Origin of the sequence: Streptomyces sp. NPDC059499 (assembly GCF_042749285.1) — a bacterium.
GTDB lineage: Bacteria > Actinomycetota > Actinomycetes > Streptomycetales > Streptomycetaceae > Streptomyces.
The window spans coordinates 137,390-154,605 of sequence record NZ_JBHYTT010000020.1; the positions used below are offsets into that span (position 1 = coordinate 137,390).

A 17,216-nucleotide genomic window follows, 5' to 3' on the forward strand; every position below is an offset into this window, starting at 1 on the left:
CTGCACCCACCCCTATGCCCGCCCTGACCTCCGGGCGAAAGGTGTCGGCAGTGTTTCGCCGTGTGTCAGCGTCGTCCCGCGGAGAACTCCCGGATCGACGCGGCGACGTAATCGATCATTTCCGAGGTCAGTCCGGGATACACACCGATCCAGAACGTCCGTTCGGTGATGATGTCGCTGTTGCGCAGATCGCCGACCACCCGGAATTCGACATCCTGATAGGCGGGTTGGCGCGCGAGGTTTCCGGAGAACAGCATGCGCGTGCCGATCTTCCGGGATTCCAGGAAGGATATGAGCTCGGCTCGGTCGAAGGGCGCGTCGTCGGTGACCGTCAGGACGAAGCCGAACCAGCTCGGATCGCTGCCGGGAGTCGCCTCCGGCAGGTGGAGCCCTCGAACGCCCTCCAGCCCTTCCCGCAGCCGTTGCCAGTTGCGTCGGCGGGCGGCGCCGAATTCCGGCAGCTTGGCCAGCTGGGTCAGTCCCAGAGCTGCCTGGAGGTCGGTGGTCTTGAGGTTGTAGCCGACGCGCGAGAACGTGTACTTGTGGTCGTACCCCTTGGGGAGCCGGCCCAGTTGGTGACCGAATCTCTTGTGGCAGGTGTCGCTGGCGGCGGGCGGGCACCAGCAGTCGCGCCCCCAGTCGCGCAGGGACTCGATGACCTTGGCGAGGGCCACCCGGTCGGTCACCACGCAGCCGCCCTCACCCATCGTCAGATGGTGGGCCGGATAGAAGCTCGCGGTGGCCACGTCGCCGAAGCTGCCGGTGGGCCTGCCCCGGTAGGAGGAGCCGACGGCGTCGCAGTTGTCCTCGATGAAGTGCAGACCGTGCTCGTCCGCGATCTCCCTGACCTCGGCCACCGGGAAGGGGTTGCCGAGGGCATGGGCGATCATGATGGCCTTGGTACGGGGTCCGACGGCCTCCGCCACCCGCTCCGCGGTGGTGTTGTAGGTCCGCAGCGAGACGTCGATCATCACCGGGATCATGCCGTTCTGCACGATCGGATTGACCGTGGTGGGGAATCCGGCCGCGACCGTGATGACTTCGTCGCCGGGGCGCAGCCGTCGCTTGCCCAGCTCCCGCTGGGTGAGAGCGGTCAGGGCCAGAAGGTTCGCGGAGGAGCCGGAGTTGGTCAGGTGGGCCTTACGGCGGCCCAGCAGTGTCGCGAACTCCCGCTCGAACTGCTGGGCGGCCGGACCTGCGGCGATCCGCATGTTCAGAGCGGCCTCGACCAGAGAGACCCGGTCGTCCTCGTCGAACACCGCACCCGAGGGGAGGATCGGTGTCTCACCGGGCACGAAGCGCCGGCCGGCCTCCTGGTCCCGGTGGAGCTTCCGGACCAGTTCGAGGATGGGACCGTGCTCAGGATGCTCGGCCTGCTGCGTCTGCTGCGCGGGTTCAGGGTGCTCGGTCTCTTGCGTGTGTTCGGCGCCGCTCATCACAACCCCATCGGCTCGCGGTCGGACAGGGAACTCAGGAGTGCCTGCTCCCGTACTCGGTCGACGAGCCGGGCCTGGGAGAGGACGGATTCGCCCTCCAGGCCGGACGGCAGCCCGTCACGTACACGTGCGACGAACGCGGCGACCACGTGGGCGAACTGGTCCTCGGCCGGCAGGGTGAGCTCCTCGACGTGGTCCTGGCGCTCGATGCGAATCACCGGACCGTGGGTGGGGGGCGGCGTGTAGGCCCAGGAGGTGGATATCCGCCCCGCACTGCCCCAGAGGGCGTAGCGCGAACGGTAGGCGTGTTCCATGCCCCAGGTCAGATGGGCGGTCACCCCGTCGCGGTTCGCCAGGAGCGCGGATCCTCCCAGGTCGACCCCGAGCCGGTGGTCCGTGTGGAGGGTGGCCCCGAGGACGTCGAGTTCCTCTCCCAGGTACAGCAGGGCGGTGCGGACGGGGTAGACGCCGATGTCTGTCAGCGCCCCTCCTCCCACGTCGGGCCGGTAGCGTATGTCGTCCTCGCCTTTGGCCGGGAAAGCGAACTCCGCTGTCAGAGTGCGTAGTTCGCCGACGACACCGTCGGCCACGAGTTGCCGTACCCGGGCGTGCTGGGGGTGGCACAGGAACATGAAGCTCTCCAGCAGCGCCAGTCCACGTGACTCGGCGAGCGAGACGAGCGCGGCGGCGTCCTCGGACGTCGCGGCGAGCGGCTTCTCGGACAGTACGTGCTTGCCCGCCAGCAGGGCGCGCTCGATCCATTCGGCGTGCAGGAGGGCGGGCAGCGGTACGTACACCGCGTCGATGTCGTCCCGCGACAGCAACTGGTCGTAACCGGCCACCGGGTCGCCGCCGAAGCGCCGGGTGAAGCGGCGGGCCTTGGCCTCGTCCCTGCTGGCGACGGCCACCAGTTCCACGTCCGGATTCCGCTCGATCGCCGGAAGCATGCGACGCCAGGCGATCCCCGCGCAGCCGACCACACCGATTCTCAGCGGGCCCGGGTTCACTCGGGGATTCGGGGGGCTCCCCCCGGAAGAATTCTGCACTCCACGACCTCCATCGGGCTGACCGGTCGCGCACCGGGGAATTACTCGATTCATTGAATTCGGCATGACGGTAGGCAAGTCCTTCCCGTACCGTCAACCCCCTGACCCGGGCCCCGGAACCCACAAATACCCCCCTATACGGCCCCTGATTATCTGCACCGCATGGTCCGGATATTCGGCACCCCGGCATAGTGGGCGACATTATTGCGTGCGACAGGGAGGCCCGGTGTCCGGAATTGTGTCAACGTTGACGGTGGATCAGAGGAATGCCGAGCGAATCGCCGAATCCGCACTCGCGCTCACAGGGGTCTCCGGCCTTCCGGCTGTACAGGAGTGGTTCGACGAGCGCCGGCGGATCGACGTGGCGCGCGTGCAGCGGATCGCCCTGACGGATCTGGTCAGCTGGCGGACGGATCCGGACACCGGCAACATCGTGCATGACAGCGGCAGGTTCTTCAGCCTGGAAGGGCTCGCCGCCGAGGTGCCGGCGGGCGCGGTCACCTCCTGGACCCAGCCCATCATCCACCAGCCGGAGATCGGAATCCTGGGAATCCTGGCCAAGGAATTCGATGGCGTACTGCATTTTCTCATGCAGGCCAAGAACGAGCCCGGAAATGTCGACGGTGTCGAACTGTCCCCCACGGTGCAGGCCACCCGGAGCAACTACACCCGGGTACACCGGGGCAGCTTCGTACCGTATGTCGAGTACTTCCAGGAGGAAAACCGCAGGAAGGTGCTCGCCGATGTGCTCCAGTCCGAGCAGGGCGCCTGGTTCTATCAGAAGCGCAATCGCAACATCATTGTCGAGACCGACCAGGATGTCGAACTGCTGGAGGGATTTCGGTGGTTGACCCTGGGACAGATCCATCAGTTGCTGGCGGGCGATGCGGTGATCAATATGGATTCCCGTACGGTGCTGTCCTGCCTGCCGTTCTCGGGAACCGGTCTCGCCGATCGCTTCCCGTTCCAGGGGCAGGAATTCCGGCGGTCGGTCCTCCGCTCCAGCAGTGCCGATCTCGCCGGGCTGCACACCATCGGTGAGACGCTGAGCTGGATCACCGAGACCCGTACCCGCCACGAGGTCCGCGCCCGGCGGGTGCCGCTGCGGGAGGTGACCGGGTGGACCCGTGGCCCGGAGGCCGTCGCCCATGACTCCGGTCTCTTCTTCAGAGTCATCGGCATCGACGTCGAGACGGAACGCCGTGAGGTCGCCGGCTGGAGCCAGCCGGTCGTGGAGCCGGTCGGGGTGGGCGTCAACGCCTTCCTCGTGAAGCGGGTGGACGGTGTGCTGCACGCCCTGGTGAACGCCCGTGTCCAGCCCGGCTTCCTGGACGTCATCGAGCTGGCTCCGACCGTGCAGTGCACACCGGACAACTACGACTGGCTGCCGTCCGCCGCGCGCCCGCGGTTCCTCGACGACGTCCTGCGCGCCGGTCCCGACCGGATCCGTTTCGAGAGCCTGCTGTCGGAGGAGGGAGGGCGCTTCTACCACGCGCGCAACCGCTATCTCGTCATCGAGACCGACGCGGACCACGCGCCTGATCCCGGCCCTGACTTCAGGTGGCTGACCCTGCACCAGCTTGTCGGGCTGCTCCGCCACAGCCATTACGTCAACGTCGAGGCCCGCAGTCTGACCGCCTGCCTGCACAGCCTCACGGGCGAGTCCACGGCCGGCTGACACGTCCTCGAACGGCCGACGTGCGGGGAGGCGCTCCGGGAGCGCCTCCCCGCACGCGTGCCGCGGGTCCGGATCAGTGGTGGTGCGCCGAGTGCGGCATTCGGTCGAGGATCTCGCGAGGGGCAACGACGAAGGGCCGCATCATGCCTTCGTCCTCGTGCTCCAGGATGTGGCAGTGGTAGACGAACCGGCCGGTGGCTCCGGTGAACTGACCTGCCACGGAAACGAGTTCGTGCTCCTCGATCCTGATGGTGTCCTTCCAGCCCTTCTCCTCGGCCCCCAGGGCGCCCACCCGGTCGTAGTCCGCGGTCCAGGTCACCACGCCCGTACCCGGCCCGGTGGCACTGGAGACCGTGTAGACATCCCGGTTCAGCGCCTGGAAGCCCAGCAGGTGGACGTGCATCGGGTGCCCGGGGCCGACGAGGTGCAGGAAGTTCCACACTTCCCAGCCGCTGCTCTCGACGAAGAAACCGACCTTGTCGTCGAAGGCGGCGGCCTCCTTGCGGAACGTACGGACTGTGCCGCCCTGGTCCGTGACGTGGACGAGCCGGTCGCCGTCCTGCGCCTGGTAGCCGGATGCCGTCTCGGACAGCTCCCACATCTCGGGGTGGCCGAGCGGGGTGCCGTCCGAGGTGCCGAAGGCTATCCACCGGCTGGTGTGGCCGGCGGGTATCGCGGAGCGGGTCAGCCGGACGAACGACGGCGATGTGGTCGCGGGCAGGCTGAACGGGTCGGCGACGGCCGTGGCGCCTACACGGAACTGCATGACCTCGGGACCGAGCGGGGACGGCCCGTTGCTGTTGGTGTTGACGAGTTGCAGCCGCTTGCCGCGGAAGGCGTCGAAGTCGATGAGGATGTCCGCGCGTTCGGCCGGGGCCAGCGTCACCGCGTCCAGCGTGACGGGGCTGGGCAGCAGCCCCTGGTCGCTGCCGATCTGGACCAGGGCCCCGGTGACCGGTGTCGTGGTGCCGTCCGCGTTCTCCACCTGGAGACGCAGGGTGTACGGGCGGGTGTTGGCCCCGTTGAGCACCCGGAAGCGGTACCACCGCGGGGCCACCTCCAGGTACGGCCAGATGACCCCGTTGACCAGGTTGTACGGGCCGATGAACGGCAGGTTCAGCCGGGTGGGGGAACCGGCCGTGCCGGTGTCGAGATAGCCGGTCCGGTGCAGGAGCCGCCCGGTCGGGACACCCGCGTCGTCGGTGTCCAGATTACGGTCGTTGATCAGAAGCGGGATCTCGTACGCCCCGCCGGGAAGGTGGAGGGCAGCCTCCTCCTCGTCCCGGATCAGCAGGCTGCCGGCCAGCCCGGCGAAGACGTTGAACGCCGTGATGTTCATGGCGTGGTCGTGATACCAGAGGCCCGTGGCGCGCTGGGCGTTCGGGTACTCGGAGAGCTGCGCGTCGCCGGGTGACACACCGTTCTCGGTCCATCCGTCGTTGTTGCCACCGGTGATCGCGCCGTGCACGTGGACGACGGTCCAGGCCGGCAGGGCGGCGACGGACGCGCTGCGGGTGGCGGCGCCCCGGCCGGGGCTCAGGATCGAGTCGAGATCCGTGAACGGCACCTGGATGCCGGTGACCGGGAAGTCTCCGCTGATCTCGTTGAGCCAGGCCACTCTGAGGCGTTGCTCGGTGGACACCTCGATGGTCGGTCCGGGGAATGACCCTTCGTAGGTCCACACCGGGGTCGGCGGAAGCTGGGAGTGGAGCAGGACGGAGGCGGCTTTCTGGCGGATCGTCAGGGACGTGCCGGGGCTCAGGACCGGCGGTATCCGCAGCGAGTCGGCGAACTTGGTGAGGTCGGTGGAGGTGGCCCGTGGGACCCCGGTGGCGACGGGCCCACCGGAGCCGGGTCTCCGTGAGCCTCTCGGATGTGCTTCCGATGGTCCCCGGCTGCTGCTCACCAGCGCCGCTCCCCCGCTCACGGTGGCGACGGCCGCTGCCGCGGATCCGATGACGAACTGACGACGGTTGGGCATGAAGGATGCTCCTCGATGGCTGTCGATGACGGAGCCGATCGTGAGCGCCGGGTGGGTCGAGTTCAATGGAAACAGTGGGTCTTAGGGGGATGCGGACGGCTTCACCCGACATCGGTGACTGCCACCCCATGGGTACCCCCCTGAACATCGGCCGGAATGCCCCAGTAGGCAGTCCGTGGGTGGCCCGTTCCCGGGGAGTAGGCGGTGTCCGACCATCATGGATTCCGGGCAGGGGGAGCGCGCAATGGGGCCTGTTCGATGCCCTGCACCGCACAGACGGTCGATCACGCACACCCGCACGGCCACAACACAGGTGGCCGGGAGCGCGGTCGAGGTCACGCACCCGGCCGGTTACGCCTGCCGCGGGTCGCGGACTCCGTTGATCACGAACATGACGTCCTGGGGGATCGAGTGGTTTCGCTGGTGGAACGAGACGAACACATGCGTCGACTGGACCAGCTGCTCACCGACTGTTTCGCGCACCGTGGCCACACCGTCCTGCTGGAGGGGCCGGTCGCCGGCGGCAAGACCGAACTCCTGCGTGCCTTCGCGGCACACGCGACAGCGTCCGGGGCCCGCTTCCTGAGCGCCAGTTGCTCCGCCGCCGAGCGTGCGCTGCCGTTCGGCGTGGTGAATCAGCTCTTCCGCGGTACGGCCCTGCCCGACGGACCGGCGCACCGGGTGGCCGCACTGCTGGACGGGCTCGCGTCCGGCGGATTCGGCGACGGGGACGCGGCCGATGTGCCGGATCCCTCGGTGGTCCGCGCCTGCCATGAACTCTCCGCCGCGCTGCTCGACCTGGCCGCGGATGTCCCGCTGATGCTCGGTGTGGACGATCTGCGCGATGCCGATGTCCCGTCCCTGCAGTTCCTGCTCCACCTGGTCCGGCGGCTCGGGCAGTCCAGGATCCTTCTCGTCCTGACCGATCACACCACCCCGTGGCCGCTGAACCGCCGGTTCCGCGGCGAGTTGTCCCGGCCGCCGTACGCGCAGCGTCTGCGGCTGGACCCGCTCTCCCGCTCCGGTGCGCTGCGCATGGTCGCCGACGGCCTCGGGGAGGTGACCGCGCGGCGGGTCGGCGAGGAGTTCCTTGCCGCCGCCGGCGGCAACCCGCTGCTGCTGCACGCCCTGATCGAGGACCACCGTCAGCCCGGCGGCGTTCCCAGTGCGCAGGGGTACGGTCTGGCCCTGCTGAGCTGCCTGCAACGTGCCGACCCGGTCATGCTCCGGGCGGCACGGGCGCTGGCGGTACTCGGCCCCGGCGGCTCGACGGCCGAGATCGGCCGGCTCATGTCCGGGGACCTCGGCACGGCCGACCCGGCCGAGGAGGCGCTGCGTGCGCTGAACGCGGCCGAGCTCCTCGACGGGGGCCAGTTCCGCCACTCGGCCGGACGTACGGCCGTGCTGGACGACCTCTCCGCCCACGACCGGTCCGAACTGCACCGGCGTGCCGCCCACCTCCTGTACGAGCGCGGCGCGGGGGCGCTGGACGTCGCCCGCCATCTCATCGAGGCCGGGCACACCCAGGTTCCGTGGGCCGAGGCGGTCCTCTCGGAGGCGGCGGAGCACGCGCTGCTCGACGACCGTCTCGAACTGGCCGCCGACTGCCTGAAGCTGGCCCATCGCTCCAGCACCGACGAGCGGTCCCGGTCGGCGCTGCGGGCGAGGCTGGCCCAGGCCGAGTGGCAGCTCAATCCCTCCTCTGCCGCTCGGCACCTCGCGCCGCTGTCCGCGGCGGTCCGCGCCGACCATCTGAGCCTGTCCGACGGGCTTGTGCTGATCAGGCAACTCCTGTGGCACGGCAGGAACGAGGAGGCGGGCGACGTACTGACACGGCTGCGCGCCCGTGCGGGCAGCGCCAACCCGACGAATCCGGCGGAGGCCGGGGCGCTGCGCGACATGGAGGTGTGGCTGGCCTGGACACAGCCCGCGCTGGCGCGGGGCCGCAGGACGCCGGTCCTGCCGGCCGACCTGCGGCACGGTGTGGTGAGTCCCGGTACGGATCCGCAGTTGCAGGCGGCGGCGGCCCTGTCCGACGCGCTGTCCCGCGGCCGGGCCCAGGACGCCGCCGACCGCGCGGAGCAGGTGCTGCGCGACCTCCCGCTGCACCGGCGGAGCCCCTGGGCGGAGGAGGCCGCACTCGTGGCCGTCCGGGTCCTGATCCAGGTGGACCGCCTGCACGCCGCCGCCGCCTGGTGCGACCAGCTGCTGGCGGCGGCCGAGGCCCGCAACGCCCCGACGCCCCATGCCGTGTTCGCCGCCGCGCGCGCGGAGGTGGCCGTGCAGCAGGGCGACCTCGCCGCCGCCGGACGCCACGCCCGAAACGCCCTCGCCCTGCTCACGCCCCGCTCGTGGGGCATCGCGGTCGGACTGCCGCTGAGCACCCTGATCCTCGCGTCGACCCGCATGGGCGAGCACGAGGAGGCGGCGAGACAGCTCACCCACTCGGTCAGCGACACGATGTTCCACAGCAGGTACGGGCTCCAGTACCTGTACGCGCGCGGTCACCACTACCTCGCCACCAACCACTGCCATGCCGCGCTCGCGGACTTCCTGTCCTGCGGAGAGCTGCTGCGCGACTGGGGGCTGGACACGGCGGGGCTGCTGCCCTGGCGGACGAACGCCGCCGAGGCGTGGCTCCGCCTCGACAACAAGGACCAGGCCAGGCGCCTCATCCACGAGCAGCTGGCACGGCCCGGCGCCGGTACCACGCGCACCCGTGGCCCGGCCCTGCGGCTGCTCGCAGCCGCAGGGCCACCGGGCCGCCGGCTGCCGCTGCTCACCGAGGCCATCGACCTGGCCGAGGCGTCCGGCGACCGGTTCGAGCAGGTCCGTGTGCTGGCCGAGCTCAGCCGCGCCCATCAGGCCAACAACGACAAGCGACGTGCGCGGCTGCTGCTTCGGCAGGCCCTCCATGTGGCGAACATGTGCGAGATGAAGCCACTGGCACAGGAGTTGCTGTCGGTCTCCGCCGACCTGGGCGGCGCCGAGTCGATGGCGGACGGGCTGGAGGGCATCGCCTCGCTCACGGACTCGGAGCGACGGGTCGCCTCCCTGGCCGTCCTGGGCTACACCAACCGGGAGATCGCGGTGAAGCTGTACGTCACCGCGAGCACCGTCGAGCAGCACCTCACACGCGTGTACCGCAAGCTCAAGATCCGACGCCGCAAGGATCTTCCGGCGGATCTCTGGGCCAATCTCCGGAAGACGGGCTGAGGCCGATGACCACGTCCCTGGGGGCCTGCGACACGCCCGCGGCACCAACCGGTGCCCCCGGTTCGGAGCCTTCCACCGCCGTTCCCGGTCCGCCGGGCGACGCCTACGGCCGGCCGGCCGGGGCGCACGATCCGCTGGCCGAGGCCCTGGCCCGGCCGGCCGAGCAGCAGCCGGACTGGCCCGACCGCGACGAACTCCGCAGGGTGAGCGCGGTTCTGGACGGCCTGCCGTCCACTGTCGAGGCCGCGGAGGTCGACCGGCTCGGTGAGCGGCTGGCGCAGGTGGCCCTGGGCAGGGCGTTCCTGGTGCAGGGCGGTGACTGCGCCGAGACGTTCGCCGGGAACACCGACGCGCATGTGCTGGGCAATCTGCGCACACTGCTGTGCGTCGCCGAGGTACTGGCCCTTGCCGCCGGGCTTCCCGTGGTCACCATGGGGCGCGTCGCCGGTCAGTACGCCAAACCCCGGTCGAGCCCCTTCGAGGCGGACGGGCTGCCCTCGTACCGCGGCGACATCGTCAACTCCCTGGCGTCCGACGCCGTGGCGAGGACACCCGATCCCCGCCGGATGCTGCGCGCCCATGCGGCCGCGGGCGCCGCGATGCGCATCGTCCGGGCGGAGGCCGAGGCGTCGGGTACGGAGATCTTCACCAGCCACGAGGCTCTGCTGCTCGACTACGAGCGGGCCCTGGCTCGGCGGTCGGCGGAAGGACCGGGGGGAGAGGACCCGGAGACGGGCCGACCGGCCGTTCACCCGCTCTACGGCCTGTCCGGGCACTTCCTGTGGATCGGGGAGCGGACGCGTCACCTCGACGGGGCGCACATCGCCTTCGCCGAACGGATCGCCAACCCGATCGGTCTGAAGATCGGCCCGTCCGTCACCCCCGAGGAGGTCCGGGAGTACGTGGAGCGGCTGGACCCGCACCGGCGACCCGGCCGGCTCACCCTGATCAGCCGGATGGGAAACGACCGAGTGCGCGACGTCCTGCCGCCGGTCGTGGAGAAGGTGACCGCGTCGGGGCACGAGGTGGTCTGGCAGTGCGACCCCATGCACGGCAACACCCATCTGTCCCCCACCGGATACAAGACCCGCCACTTCGGGCGCATCCTCGACGAGGTGCGCGGCTTCTTCGAGGTGCACCGCGCGCTCGGCACCCATCCCGGCGGCCTCCATCTGGAGCTCACGGGCGACGATGTCACCGAGTGCTTGGGCGGCGCGCAGGAGATCCGTGACGCCCATCTCGGCACGCGCTACGAGACCGCCTGCGATCCCCGGCTCAACGCCCGGCAGTCTCTGGAGCTGGCCCATCATGTGGCGAGGCTGCTCAGTGGCCCGGCCGGGCCATAGGGTCCGGCGGTCGGGCCACCGGGTCAGCCGATGAGCGCTCCGGACCCGAGCCGGGCGAGCAGGTCGTCGACGAGCGGGGCCAGTGCGTCCCGGTCCCGGGCCGCCCCGAAGACGTAGAAGTCGGGTCGTACCAGCAGGGCCACGGCCCCGCCACCGGACCCGGCCCTGGATTCGGCCAAGTAGGGCAGGTAGACGGCGTCCACGTCCACGACGGCGGGCGCCGTCACCCCTGCGGTGGGCGTCCCGGCGGGCAGCAGGTGCACGAGGCGCACACCGATCCGTTCGAGGAGCGCCAGTCGTTCGCCGTCGAGGAGTTCGGCGGGCGGAGCCGTGGTGAGCAGGGCGAAGCCCGGCCCCACCACGGCGTCGAACAGTCCGGTGGCGTCCGCGCGGGCGACGACGGCCTGCCGCACGAGCTCTCCGGCCGGGGCGACGGGGTGTCCGTCACCCTCCCGTCCGTGGAGGAGTCCGGTGGTCAACGCCTGGACGGCGGACCGCGGCTGCCCGGTGCCGATGCCCCGTTCGCGTACGGCGATCATCACCGTGTCCCGGTCCCGCGCGGCTGCCGGATCGGTCTCGCAGATGACCCGGCCCAGATCCATGGACATCTTCAGCGCGTGCCGGACGTGCTCGCGCCGCTCGCTCGTGTACGTGTCGAGCAGCCGCTCGTCGGCCCGGCCGCCCAGGACCAGATCGAGTTTCCAGGCCAGATTGGCGGCGTCCCGGAACCCCGAGCACATGCCCTGTCCGGCGAACGGAGGCATGAGGTGGGCGGCGTCCCCGGCGAGCAGCACCCGGCCCGCCCTCCACTCGTCCGCGTAGCGCGCCTGGAAGGTGTAGACGGTATGGCGCTCCAGGGTGGCACGGTCGCGGTCGATCCCGAACAGGCCGAGCAGACGCCAGGCGTTTGCCCTGCTGCCGAAGTCCTCGGCGGGCTCGTCGGGCAGGCGCATGAACTCCCAGCGCCGGTGCCCGGGCCCGGCGGACACCTCGGTGCGTGGCCGGGCCGGGTCGCAGATCTGCAGGTTGTTGGGCACGAACTCGCGCGGTTCGTGCAGCTTCACGTCGCAGGTGAGCCAGTCGTTGAAGAACCCGAAGTCGGTCGCCGTGGCGCCGATGGCCTGGCGTACGAAGCTGTTGGCACCGTCACAGCCCACGACCCACCGAGCGGACAGCTGCCGGTCGTGGGGTGGTGCCTCCTGCGGTCCCTCCACGGTGATCTCCACGCGCGTGCCGTGGTCCTCGAGACCGACCACCCGATGCCCGCGCAGCACGCGCAGATTGGGGAGCTCCTCGCCCCGCGCGGCCAGAGCGGCTTCCAGGCCCGGTTGGTACATGGAGGTCGAGTCGGGCCAGCCGGAGTGCCCGGAGGCGTCGACGTCGACGTGGAAGAGCGTCTGCCCGGCGGCGTTGCGCCAGACGTAGTCCCGCGAGGGCTCTCCCAGTTCGCCCATCGAGTCGCCGACGCCGGCCGCGGCCAGGATCCTGGCGGACTCGCCGTCGAAGGAGACGGCCCGCGGCATCGGATAGGGCGTGGGCCAGCGCTCCACCACGGTGACCTGCCAGCCGCGTGCGGCCAGCAACAATGCGGTGACCTGCCCGACCGGGCCGTATCCGACCACGATGACGTCGGTGGAGGGGGTCCCCGTGCGGGGAGGGGCGGAGGGGTCCGCGGTGGTCACTGTTCCGCCCTTTGCGTCCGGAGGATGTCGGCCAGGACTCGCGCGTGGTCGGCCGGATCGATCACGCCCCGGATCCGGTCGTGTCCGCCGTCAACTGTCAGCAGCCGCTTGCCGATGAGGATCTGCTGCCCGTTGTCGAAGGCACGCCCGCGTACGACCGTCCCCGCACCCGCCAGCCGGCGGGCGAAGTGCTCCAGCTCGGCGGACGGCACCAGCCACTCCTCCAGCTTCCTGGGCTTGGGCTCGAACCGGTACACGGCTTGCCAGTCCCCGACCTGCCCCTTGCGCTGCACCACGTGATAGCCGTCGCGCACGACGATCCTGTACTGATTGCCGTACTGGCGACTGATCTCGTCCGTCACCACGGGCAGCGGTTCGAGGTAGGACGGGCCTACGAACCCGACATCGACGAGCAGGAGTCTGCCGTCGAGCCTGACGTAGTTGAACACATGCTCGAGGTCGGGTCCGAAGGAGTCGTCGACCTGACGGATGCCGGCGGCGAGCACCCCCGCCTCGAAGCCCAGCTTCAGGAGCAGGAGCCGGAACAGACCGTTGAGCTCGTAGCACACACCTCCGCGCCCGCCGAGGACGATCTCGTCGAAGACGGCATCCGCGTCGATGTCCACGCCCGCCCACAGTGCCGCGCCCCGGGCCGTGTTGAGGGAGCTGTCGTAGGGAAGAGCGACCAGATGCCGCTTGTGGAGATCCCGCAGAGTCTCCCACGTGGGGTCGGCCGGTCCTTCGTAGGCCAGGGCCTTCAGATAGGTCTCGACTTCGAACACGGCTATCAACCCTTCTCGTTCAGCAACGCGTGCAGGTGGCGGGCGAGTTCGGTCGGCGTGGGATGGTCGAAGATCAGCATCGCGGGGAGTTCCAGGCCGGTGACGTCGGCCAAGCGGTTCCGGAACTGCACGGCGGTCAGCGAGATGAAGCCGACCTCGAAGAAGACGCTGCCCGACTCCACGGACTCGGGGGTTTCGTGACCCAGGACAGTGGCGGCTTCGGCACGCACGAGGTCCAGGAGCAGCTGCTCCTGTTCGTCCTGGGACAGCTCGGCCAGCTTGTGCGCCAGTGCCGATCCGGGGATCTCGTCGTCGGTGACGGGGACGGATGGTGCTGACGGGACGAGGTCACCGGTCACGGTGTGACGTGCTCCTTGGGTTGACTCCAGCCAGTAGTGCTGGTGCTGGAAGGCGTACGTGGGCAACTCGACTCGGGGCGAACGCGGTTCGCCGAGAGCGGGGGTCCAGTCGACCGGTATCCCACGGACGTAGAGTTCGGCGGCGGAGAGCAGGAGGCGGTCCGGTCCTCCGTCGTCGCGGCGGAGTGTGCCAGTGACGACGCTGGGCGCCTGAGGACTCGCGTCCAAGGTCTCCTGAATGCTGTGCGCCAGGACCGGATGGGCGCTCACTTCGATGAACGCCCGGTAGTCATCGGCTGCCAGGGCTGTGGTGGCGTCGGCGAAGCGCACCGTCTGCCGCAGGTTCCGGAACCAGTAACCACCGTCCAGCTCGGTGCCCTCCACCCAACGGCCGTCCACCGAGGAGTACATGGGAATGGTCGCGGTCCGGGGCTTCAACCCGGCAAGTACCTCGGCCAGCTCGGCCTCGATCAACTCCACATGAGAGGTATGCGACGCGTAGTCCACCGGCACCCGACGAACCCGGACACCCTCCGCCTCGTACTCGGCAACCAACCGGTCCAACGCCACCGGATCCCCCGCCACCACCACCGACGACGGACCATTGACCGCAGCCAACTCCACACCCTCACCCAGCCGCACCTCCCCCACCGGAAGAGCAACCGACACCATCCCGCCACGACCGGCCAGACCACCCGCAATCGCACGACTACGCAACACCACCACCCGCGCCGCGTCCTCCAACGACAACACACCCGCCACACACGCCGCCGCGATCTCCCCCTGCGAATGCCCCACCACCGCATCCGCCCGCACCCCGAACGACCCCCACACCCGCGCCAACGCCACCATCACCGCAAACGACACCGGCTGCACCACATCCACCCGATCCAACGACGCAGCACCCTCCACCCCCCGCACCACATCCAGCACCGACCACCCACTCACCGCCCCCAACACACCACTCACCTCAACCAGCGCACCCGCAAACACCGGCGAAGAATCAAGGAGGTCGCGACCCATCCCCACCCACTGCGAACCCTGCCCCGGAAACACGAACACCGACCGACCCGACACATCCGCCACACCCGACACCACACCAGACCCCACACCACCCCCAGCCACCACCGACACACCAGCCAACGCACCGGCCCAACCCCCGGCGGCCACCACCGCACGATGGGACAGCTGGGCGCGCGAGGTGGCGAGCGCCCGTCCGACACCCTCGATATCCACCTCGGGGCGTTCCCGCACGAACGATTCCAGGCGTTCCGCCTGGCCCCGCAGCCCCTGCGCCGAGGCGCCGGAAATCACCCACGGCACCACAGCAGGCTCCGGATCACTCACACCGGACGACACCCCGCCCTCAGAAGCAACCGGGGCCTGCTCCACAATCACGTGCGCGTTCGTCCCACTCACACCGAACGCCGACACACCCGCCCTGCGCGGACGATCCACCTCCGGCCACGACCTGGACTCCGTCAACAGCTCCACAGCCCCCGACGACCAGTCCACCTTCGACGACGGCTCATCCACATGCAGCGTCCTCGGCAACACACCATGCCGAATCGCCTGCACCATCTTGATGACACCCGCCACACCCGCCGCAGCCTGCGCATGACCGATGTTCGACTTCAACGAACCGAGCCAGATGGGCTGTTCACGAGGCCGGTCCTGACCGTAGGTCGCCAGCAGCGCCTGCGCCTCGATCGGGTCACCCAGCGTCGTCCCGGTGCCATGGCCCTCCACCGCGTCGACCTCCGTGGCAGACAATCGGGCGTTCGCCAGCGCCCGCCGGATCACTCTCTGCTGGGAGGGTCCGTTCGGCGCGGTGAGTCCGTTGGAAGCGCCGTCCTGGTTGACGGCCGACCCTCGTACCACCGCGAGGACCTCATGGCCCAGCCGCCGCGCGTCCGACAACCGCTCCAGCAGGAGCACGGCGACACCTTCGGACCAGCCCGTTCCGTCGGCCGCGTCGGCGAACGCCTTGCACCGGCCGTCGCGCGCCAGCCCCCGCTGCCGGGAGAACTCGACGAACGGTGACGGATTCGCCATGACAGCGACCCCGCCGGCCAGCGCCAGCGAGCAGTCACCGCTGCGGAGTGCCTGCGCGGCGAGATGTACAGCGACGAGTGAGGACGAGCACGCCGTGTCCACCGTGACGGCGGGGCCCTCCAGACCCAGGGCGTACGACACCCGCCCCGAGGCCACGCTTCCCGAGTTCCCGGTGCCGAGGAAGCCTTCCAGTCCTTCGGGCACCTCGCCGAGACCGGTCGCGTAGTCGTGGTACATGAGCCCGGAGAAGACGCCGACGCTGCTGCCGCGCAGGGAGGTCGGGTCGATGCCCGCGCGCTCGAACACCTCCCACGACACCTCCAGCAGCAGCCGCTGCTGCGGATCCATCGCCAGCGCCTCACGCGGCGAAATACCGAACAGCGAAGCGTCGAAGGAGCCTGCGTCGTGCAGGAAGCCTCCTTCGCTGACGTAGGACGTACCGGGGCGGTCGGGGTCCGGGTCGAAGAGGTCGTCCAGGTTCCAGCCCCGATCGGACGGGAACGGGGTGACGCCGTCGCGTCCGTCGGCCACGAGCTGCCACAGGTCGTCCGGCGTGGAGATCCCGCCCGGCAGTCGGCAGCCCATGCCCACGATCGCGATCGGTTCCGTGACAGCGGAGGCGAGTTGGTCGTTCTCGCGCAGCAACCGCTCGTTGTCGGTGAGGGCCGCGCGCAAGGCTTCGACGAGTTTGTCAGTGGACGTGGTCATGGGAACCTTCCGAAGTCCGAAGTGCGGTCACTGCCTGCCGCCGAGCGCTCGTTCGACGAGGTCGTCGATGTCCATCGCTGCGATGGCTTCGGCCGTGGTCCCGGCGTCACGCGCGTCGCCGGCGACCGTGCCGCTGCCGGCCGACTGCGAGGACGCCAGCGCCTCCACCGCCTCAAGTACGCCGATTTCGCGGAGTGTGGCGAGGGGCACCGTGGCAAGCGCCCGCCGGATGTCGGCCTCGGAGGCATCGGCTCCGATCAGGTGGTCGCGGGCGTCGGCGGTGGCGTCCGCCAAGCCGAGGGCATCGGCTGAGGGCACGAGTGCGGTCTGGAGATGGTGCGCGAGTGCGGTCGGGTTGGGGTGGTCGAAGACAAGCGTCACCGGGAGTCGTACGCCAGTGACCCCGGTAAGCCGATTGCGCAGCTCGACCGAGGCGAGCGAGTCGAATCCGATGTCTTTGAATGCCTGTACGGCGCCGATCGCGTCCTTGGTGGCGTGACCGAGTACGGTGGCCGACGCACTCCGGACGAGTTCGAGCAGCTCATGGATCCGGTCGCGCTCGGAGAGCGTTGCCAGGCGCTGGGCAAAGGATTCCTGGCTCGTCCCGTCTGTGGGCGCCGCCGCGGCGGTCCTCCTCGGGGCTCGTACGAGTCCGCGCAGGAGCGGTGCCAATTCTCCGGCAGCCGCCTGCTTGCGCAGCGCGGCGAAGTCGAGCTTCGTCGGCACCAGCAAAGGCTCGTCGGATCGCAGTGCACGGTCGAGCAGCGCGAGCCCCTCGGCCGAGGACAGTCCCACCAGTCCGCTGCGGGCGAGCCGTGCGCGACCGGTGTCGTCCAGGTGTCCGGTCATGCCGCTCGCCTGGGACCACAGTCCCCACGCCAGTGATACGGCAGGCAGACCCTGTTCCCTGCGCGTACGAGCCAGCCC

At 69.8% G+C, this 17,216-nt stretch carries 10 protein-coding genes and 1 pseudogene; 4 read left to right on the forward strand and 7 right to left on the reverse strand.

From position 1 onward, the window contains the following. Positions 1-65: 65 nt before the first annotated feature. Both rfbH and ACFW9O_RS32790 read right to left on the reverse strand, forming a co-directional pair. On the reverse strand, positions 66-1,436 hold the full coding sequence (gene rfbH, locus ACFW9O_RS32785) for a lipopolysaccharide biosynthesis protein RfbH (RefSeq protein ID WP_384614407.1): 1,371 nt from the start codon (positions 1,434-1,436) through the stop codon (positions 66-68). Then, complete coding sequence (locus ACFW9O_RS32790; RefSeq protein ID WP_384614409.1) at positions 1,436-2,443, reverse strand: Gfo/Idh/MocA family protein; 1,008 nt, start codon at positions 2,441-2,443, stop codon at positions 1,436-1,438. The genes rfbH and ACFW9O_RS32790 overlap by 1 nt, the downstream gene beginning before the upstream one ends. 103 nt (positions 2,444-2,546) lie before the next feature. Here ACFW9O_RS32790 and ACFW9O_RS32795 point away from each other — a divergent pair, with 103 nt between their 5' ends. After that, the gene (locus ACFW9O_RS32795) at positions 2,547-4,160 is read left to right on the forward strand and encodes an NDP-hexose 2,3-dehydratase family protein (RefSeq protein WP_384614411.1); all 1,614 of its coding nucleotides are present in this window, start codon (positions 2,547-2,549) and stop codon (positions 4,158-4,160) included. Between the two features lie 73 nt (positions 4,161-4,233). Here ACFW9O_RS32795 and ACFW9O_RS32800 read toward each other — a convergent pair whose 3' ends face one another. Further along, positions 4,234-6,141: a multicopper oxidase family protein gene (locus ACFW9O_RS32800; protein ID WP_384614412.1), complete on the reverse strand. Its 1,908-nt coding sequence runs from the start codon at positions 6,139-6,141 to the stop codon at positions 4,234-4,236. 258 nt (positions 6,142-6,399) lie between these two features. Here ACFW9O_RS32800 and ACFW9O_RS32805 point away from each other — a divergent pair. From ACFW9O_RS32805 to ACFW9O_RS32815, 3 genes and pseudogenes are all read left to right on the forward strand, one after another. After that, positions 6,400-7,047, forward strand: a pseudogene (locus tag ACFW9O_RS32805) (ATP-binding protein); the annotation flags it as partial. A 2,088-nt stretch (positions 7,048-9,135) separates the two neighbouring features. Then, positions 9,136-9,357 (forward strand): helix-turn-helix transcriptional regulator, encoded by a 222-nt coding sequence (locus ACFW9O_RS32810; RefSeq protein ID WP_384614424.1) that lies wholly within the window; start codon positions 9,136-9,138, stop codon positions 9,355-9,357. A 5-nt stretch (positions 9,358-9,362) separates the two neighbouring features. Next, positions 9,363-10,703: a 3-deoxy-7-phosphoheptulonate synthase gene (locus ACFW9O_RS32815; protein WP_384614413.1), complete on the forward strand. Its 1,341-nt coding sequence runs from the start codon at positions 9,363-9,365 to the stop codon at positions 10,701-10,703. 23 nt (positions 10,704-10,726) lie between these two features. Here ACFW9O_RS32815 and ACFW9O_RS32820 read toward each other — a convergent pair whose 3' ends face one another. From ACFW9O_RS32820 to ACFW9O_RS32835, 4 genes are all read right to left on the reverse strand, one after another. Then, the gene (locus tag ACFW9O_RS32820) at positions 10,727-12,385 is read right to left on the reverse strand and encodes a bifunctional 3-(3-hydroxy-phenyl)propionate/3-hydroxycinnamic acid hydroxylase (RefSeq protein ID WP_384614415.1); all 1,659 of its coding nucleotides are present in this window, start codon (positions 12,383-12,385) and stop codon (positions 10,727-10,729) included. Beyond that, entirely contained in the window at positions 12,382-13,167 is a 786-nt protein-coding gene (locus tag ACFW9O_RS32825) for an arylamine N-acetyltransferase (protein WP_384614416.1), read from the reverse strand. The genes ACFW9O_RS32820 and ACFW9O_RS32825 overlap by 4 nt, the downstream gene beginning before the upstream one ends. A gap of 5 nt (positions 13,168-13,172) precedes the next feature. Then, complete coding sequence (locus ACFW9O_RS32830; RefSeq protein WP_384614417.1) at positions 13,173-16,289, reverse strand: type I polyketide synthase; 3,117 nt, start codon at positions 16,287-16,289, stop codon at positions 13,173-13,175. Positions 16,290-16,316: 27 nt separating this feature from the next. After that, positions 16,317-17,216 (reverse strand): beta-ketoacyl reductase (locus ACFW9O_RS32835; RefSeq protein ID WP_384614418.1); only part of this gene is annotated, 900 nt, incomplete at its 5' end.

Coding starts and splice junctions, on each gene's coding strand:
- rfbH (WP_384614407.1), bottom strand. CDS start 1,436: ATGAGCGGCGCCGAACACACGCAAGAGACCGAGCACCCTGAACCCGCG.
- ACFW9O_RS32795 (WP_384614411.1), top strand. CDS start 2,547: ATGACGGTAGGCAAGTCCTTCCCGTACCGTCAACCCCCTGACCCGGGC.
- ACFW9O_RS32800 (WP_384614412.1), bottom strand. CDS start 6,141: ATGCCCAACCGTCGTCAGTTCGTCATCGGATCCGCGGCAGCGGCCGTC.
- ACFW9O_RS32810 (WP_384614424.1), top strand. CDS start 9,136: ATGGCGGACGGGCTGGAGGGCATCGCCTCGCTCACGGACTCGGAGCGA.
- ACFW9O_RS32815 (WP_384614413.1), top strand. CDS start 9,363: ATGACCACGTCCCTGGGGGCCTGCGACACGCCCGCGGCACCAACCGGT.
- ACFW9O_RS32830 (WP_384614417.1), bottom strand. CDS start 16,289: ATGACCACGTCCACTGACAAACTCGTCGAAGCCTTGCGCGCGGCCCTC.